Source organism: Streptomyces phytophilus, assembly GCF_013870535.1.
Lineage (GTDB): Bacteria > Actinomycetota > Actinomycetes > Streptomycetales > Streptomycetaceae > Streptomyces > Streptomyces phytophilus.
In genome coordinates this window covers 1-5,463 of record NZ_JACBXC010000321.1, presented here as the reverse complement: position 1 = coordinate 5,463, position 5,463 = coordinate 1, and the positions used below count along the sequence as shown (strand labels likewise).

Genomic DNA, 5,463 nt, shown 5'->3' with positions numbered 1-5,463 from the left:
CGGGGCGACCTGGCGGTGCCGCGGCCCGCCACCGGTTGACGCCGGTCCGCAACAGAAACAGAGACCGGCATATGCAAGACCAGACCAGGGGAGGGCACGAGTGACGGGGACTTACCGCATCGGGCGACTCGACGACGCGCACGTCCTGCTGACCGGGGCCACCGGCTTCATCGGGCAGGCGCTGCTGGAGCGGCTGCTGTCCGGCCATCCCGGCACCCGCGTCTCGATCGTCGTCCGCCCGCGGGGCAACGGCGGCGCCGCCGACCGCTTCCGCCGCCTGCTGCGCAAGGACGTCTTCCGCGCCTGGCGCGAACAGGTCGGCGACGAGGTCGCGTTCGCCGAGGCGGAGCGGCGCGTCACCGTCATCGAGGGCGCGCTCGACCGGCTGGCGGACGTCGAGTTCCCCGACGACATCGACGTCGCCATCCACTGCGCCTCGTCCGTCTCGTTCGACCCGCCGATCGACGAGGCGTTCCGCAGCAACGTCTCCGGCGCCGTCGCGCTGTACGAGAAGCTGGGCCGGCAGCAGCGCCCGCCGCACATCGTGCACATCTCCACCGCGTACGTCTCCAGCGGCGGCCAGGGCCTCGTCCGCGAGGGCCGGCTCACCCACGACGTCGACTGGCGCGGCGAGCTGGCCCAGGGCCTGGCCGCCCGCGACGACGTCGAGCGCGCCTCCCGCCGCCCCGAGGTGCTGCGCAAGGCGCTGGAGAAGGCCGGCCGCGACCACGGCAAGGCGGGCCCGCGGATCGCCGCCAAGGACGCGGAGGACGCGCGCCGCGCCTGGGTCGAGGAGCGGCTCGTCGAACACGGCGCCACCCGCGCCGAGATCCTCGGCTTCTCCGACGTCTACACCTTCACCAAGGCGATGTCCGAGCGCGCCGTCGAGGAACTGTGGGCGGACAGGCCGCTGTCGATCGTGCGGCCCGCGATCGTGGAGAGCGCGCTGCGCCACCCGTACCCCGGCTGGATCGACGGCTTCAAGATGGCCGACCCGCTGATCATCGCGTACGGCAGCGGCCTGCTGCGCGACATGCCGGGCCAGCCGGACACCGTGATGGACGTCGTCCCCGTCGACCTCGTCGTCAACGCCACCCTCGCCGCCGCGGCCGCCCCGCCCGAGGAGGGCGCCGGGCCGCACTACTTCCACATCGGCTCCGGCGCCACCAACCCCCTCACGCTGCGTGACCTGTACAAGCACGTGTACTCCTACTTCCGCCGGGACCCGCTGCCGGAGAGCAGCGGCCGCGGCCACGTCCGGCCGCCGACGTGGACGTTCCCCGGCGCCTCCCGGGTGGAGTTCGCGCTCGGCGCCGGCGAGCGCGCCGCGAACTTCGCCGACAAGCTCCTCGGCCAGCTCCCCGGCACCGAGCGCACCCAGGAGTGGGCGAGCAGGCTGCACAAGGAGAAGCGCTCCCTGGAGACGCTGCGCCGCTACTCCGACCTGTACGGCGTCTACACCCGCACCGCCGTCGTCTACGACGACCGCGAGCTGCGCGCGCTCAACGCCGCGCTGCCCGCCGACCGCGCCGCGGAACACGGCTTCGACCCCGCCGAGATCGACTGGTACACGTACCTCGAAGAGGTCCACTGCCCCAAGGTCACCGCCCCGCTGCGGGCCAGAACCGGCGGCGGCCGCAGGACCCGCAGGACCGACCCCGCCGCGCTCCCGCCCGGCGGCGACGTCGCCGCCGGCAGCACGGCCGCCGTCTTCGACCTGGACGGCACGATCATCGCCTCCGACATCGTCGAGTCCTACGTCTGGACCCGGCTGGCGTCGCTGCCCCGCGGGCGCTGGGCCCCCGAGCTGTTCGACCTCGCCCGCAACGCGCCCCGCTACCTGCTCGCCGAGCGGCGCGACCGCGGCGACGTGATGCGCTCGTTCTTCCGCCGCTACGAGGGCGCGCACGCCGAGGAGTTGCGCGCCCTGGTCGCCGAGCAGGTCGGCGACGCGCTGCTGCACCGCGTGATGCCCGAGGCCGTACGCCGCATCCGCGCCCACCGCGCCGCCGGCCACCGCACCGTGCTCATCACCGGGAGCCTCGACGTCCTCGTGGAGCCGCTGCGGCCGCTCTTCGACGACATCGAGGCGACCCGCCTCGCCGAGCACGACGGCGTCCTCACGGGCTTCCTGCGCACCCCGCCGATCGTCGGCGAGGGCCGCGCGGCGTGGCTGCACACCCACGCCCGCGAGCAGGAGGTCGACCTCGGCGCCAGCTTCGGCTACGCCGACAGCTACTCGGACCGGCCGCTGCTGGAGGCCGTCGGCAGGCCGCACGCGGTCAACCCCGACACCCGGCTGTTCCGGCACGCCAAGCGCCACCGCTGGGAGATCGCCCGCTGGGGGACGCACACCGCGAGCCGCTGGGACGCGCTCGCGGGCACCGTGATCAGCCACACCCGGCCGCGTCCCGTACGGGCCCTGCCCGCGGCCGGCCGCACCGCATCCGACGGAGAGGCCCGATGAGCCTGGCGCTTCAGTACCACCGTTCGCCCGCGCGCTTCCTGGCCGCCCGCGGGCTCAGCCGCACCCGCAGCCGCGCCGCCGGCTCGCTGGCCGGCTCGCTCGCGCCGCTGCGGCTCACCCGCGACCGGCGCGAACTGCCCAAGGGCGACGGCTGGACCCGGCTGGCGCCCAGCCTGTCCGGCATCTGCGGCTCGGACCTCGGGATGCTCAACGGCACCGTGTCGCCGTACCTGGCGGCGCTGACGTCCACGCCGTTCGTACCGGGACACGAGGTCGTCGGCACCACCGTGGACGACCTGCCGACCATCCCGCGCGGCACCCGCGTCGTGCTCGACCCGGTGCTGTCCTGCGCGGTACGCGGCCTGCCCGAGTGCGACGCCTGCCGCGCCGGCCACACCAACCGCTGCGACCACATCACCTCCGGGCACCTCGCGCCCGGCATGCAGACCGGCTACTGCGCCGACACCGGCGGCGGCTGGGCCCAGCGCATGGTCGCCCACGAGCACCAGCTCCGCCCGGTGCCCGACGACCTGCCGGACGAGCGCGCGGTGCTCGTCGAGCCGCTGGCCTGCGCGATCCACTCGGTGCGCCGGGTGCCGATCGAGCCGGGCGCCTCGGTGCTGGTCATCGGGGCCGGCACGGTGGGCCTCTTCACCGTGCTGGCGCTGCGGCAGCTCACCGAGGCCGGCACCATCCACGTCGTCGCCAAGCACGGCCACCAGCGCGAACGGGCGGTGGCGCTGGGCGCGGACGAGGCCGTGGAGCCGGACCGCGCGCTGCGCGTCGTCCGCCGGCTGACCTCGGCGCTCGCCCAGCGCCCCGAGATGGGCTCGGAGTTCCTGCTCGGCGGGGCGGACGTCGCCTTCGAGTGCACCGGCGGCGGCGCCGGCCTCGACACCGCGCTGCGTACGGTACGGGCCGGGGGCACGGTCGTCGTGTCCGGCATCCCGGGGGGCGCCGACCTGACCCCGCTCTGGTACCGGGAGCTGAGCCTCGTGGGCGCGTACACGACCAGACGCCGCGAGGACGTCGGCGCGGACGACCCCGACGCGGGCCCCGACGGCCGCGCCGGCACCGACTTCGACAAGGCGGTGCAGCTCGCCGCCACCGCGCCCCTGGACGGGTACGTCGAGCGCTACGCGCTCCAGCAGTGGCGCCCCGCGCTGGAGCACGCGTTCGCGGCCGGCTCCGCGGGCTCCGTCAAGATCGCCTTTGACCCGACCCTGGACGGCTGACCGGGCACGAATGGCAGGGTAGGGGCCGACACCGGAGTCGGCCGCCCCCCACCGCCGTACGCAGCCGCCGGGCACCCGACGCCCGCACCGCCGCCCCCTGCAGGCGCCGGCGACCACACTGAGGAGAGAGCGTGAGCAGACCAGGCTTCGTGCTGGAAGTCGACGAACGAACCCCGCCCCTGCTGGTGCACGAGGGCGAGAATTTCCGGCTGGAGCGGCTGCCCCACGGCACCCGGGTGATCTACCCGCCCGACTCGCTGCCCGGCATCCGCGACCTCGACGGGGTCATCCGCCGCGCGCTGCTCGAACCGCACGGCAGCGAGCCCCTGCCCGAGCTGCTGTTCGCCGGCATGCGGCTGACGATCGTCTTCGACGACCTGTCGCTGCCCCTGCCGCCGATGCGCCGCCCCGACGTGCGCCAGCGGATCATCGAGCAGGTGCTGGAGATGGCGGCGGCCAAGGGCGTCGACGACGTCGAGCTGATCGCCGCCAACGCCCTGCACCGGCGCATGACCCCGGCGGAGCTGCAGCACATCGTGGGCGACCGGGTGTTCCGGTCGTTCTTCCCGCAGCACCTCACCAACCACGACGCCGAGGACCGCGACAACCTCGTACACCTCGGCGACACCGCGGAGGGCGAGGAGGTCGAGATCAACCGGCGGGCGGCCGAGAGCGACCTCGTCGTCTACGTGAACATCACGTCGACGGCGATGAGCGGCGGGCCCAAGTCGGTGTCGGTGGGCCTGGCCAGCTACCGCAGCATCCGCCACCACCACAACGTGCACACGCTGCGGCACTCCCGGTCGTTCAACGACCCGCCGAAGTCGGCCATGCACCAGTCGTACAACCGGATGCACGACCTGATCGGCGGCCAGGTCAAGGTGTTCACCGTCGAGACGACGCTGAACAACGACACCTTCCCGTCGGCCACCCGCTTCCTCAACAAGCGCGAGTGGGAGTGGAACTACGGCGACCAGGCCGCCTACCTCGCCTCCCGGCGCGGCAACTCGCTGATGACGCCGTCGATGCGGCGCCGGCTGTGGCACAAGTCGGAGGCGCCGTACGGGGTCACCGGCGTCAACGCCGGCGCGCCGAGCGAGGTGCACCCGATCACCCTGCGCAACGTCCACCGCCAGCAGCTCACCGAGGTGCAGGGGCAGGCGGACGTCGCGGTCTACGGGCTGCCGTACATCTGCCCGTACAACGTCAACTCGGTGATGAACCCGATCCTGACGATGTGCCTGGGCCTCGGCTACTTCTTCAACCTGTACCTGAACAAGCCGATCGTGCGGGAGGGCGGCGTCGGGATCTTCTACCACCCGATGCCGAACGAGTTCCACCCCGTGCACCACCCCAGCTACATCGACTTCTACGAAGAGGTGCTGGCCGAGACCACCGACCCGGCGGTCATCGAGGCCAAGTTCGAGAAGCAGTTCGCCACCGACCCGTGGTACACGCACCTCTACCGCAAGAGCTACGCCTACCACGGCGTGCACCCCTTCTACATGTGGTACTGGGGCGCGCACGCGATGCAGCACCTGGGCCAGGTCATCTTCGTCGGCGCCGACCGCAGCGCGGCCTCGCGGCTCGGCGTGCAGTCGGCGTCGACCCTGAACGACGCGCTGCAACTGGCCTCGCAGACGGTGGGCACCAGCCCCTCGATCACGTACCAGCACATGCCGCCGCTCACCCTGGCGTCCGTCCGATGAGCGGCGCCAAGGGCCGCGGGAAGGGCGGCAAGCCGGGCAAGGGCAGCCTGCG

The 5,463-nt window shown here is 73.3% G+C and carries 3 protein-coding genes; all 3 read left to right on the top strand.

The window, feature by feature from the left end; all coding sequences use genetic code 11:
- Positions 1 to 100: 100 nt before the first annotated feature.
- The 3 genes from H5J30_RS15965 to larAH all read left to right on the top strand — a co-directional run bounded on the left by H5J30_RS15965 (position 101) and on the right by larAH (position 5,411).
- The gene (locus H5J30_RS15965; RefSeq protein WP_181788104.1) at positions 101 to 2,467 is read left to right on the top strand and encodes an HAD-IB family hydrolase; all 2,367 of its coding nucleotides are present in this window, start codon (positions 101 to 103) and stop codon (positions 2,465 to 2,467) included.
- Positions 2,464 to 3,702 carry a zinc-dependent alcohol dehydrogenase gene (locus H5J30_RS15960; RefSeq protein ID WP_181788103.1) on the top strand — a complete coding sequence of 413 codons (1,239 nt, stop codon included), beginning with the start codon at positions 2,464 to 2,466 and terminating at the stop codon, positions 3,700 to 3,702. Before H5J30_RS15965 ends, H5J30_RS15960 begins: the two co-directional genes overlap by 4 nt.
- A 131-nt stretch (positions 3,703 to 3,833) precedes the next feature.
- Positions 3,834 to 5,411, top strand: a complete 1,578-nt coding sequence (larAH, locus tag H5J30_RS15955; RefSeq protein WP_309505544.1) for an NPN-dependent hydroxyacid isomerase, LarAH14/15/16 family — start codon at positions 3,834 to 3,836, stop codon at positions 5,409 to 5,411.
- Positions 5,412 to 5,463: the final 52 nt, after the last annotated feature.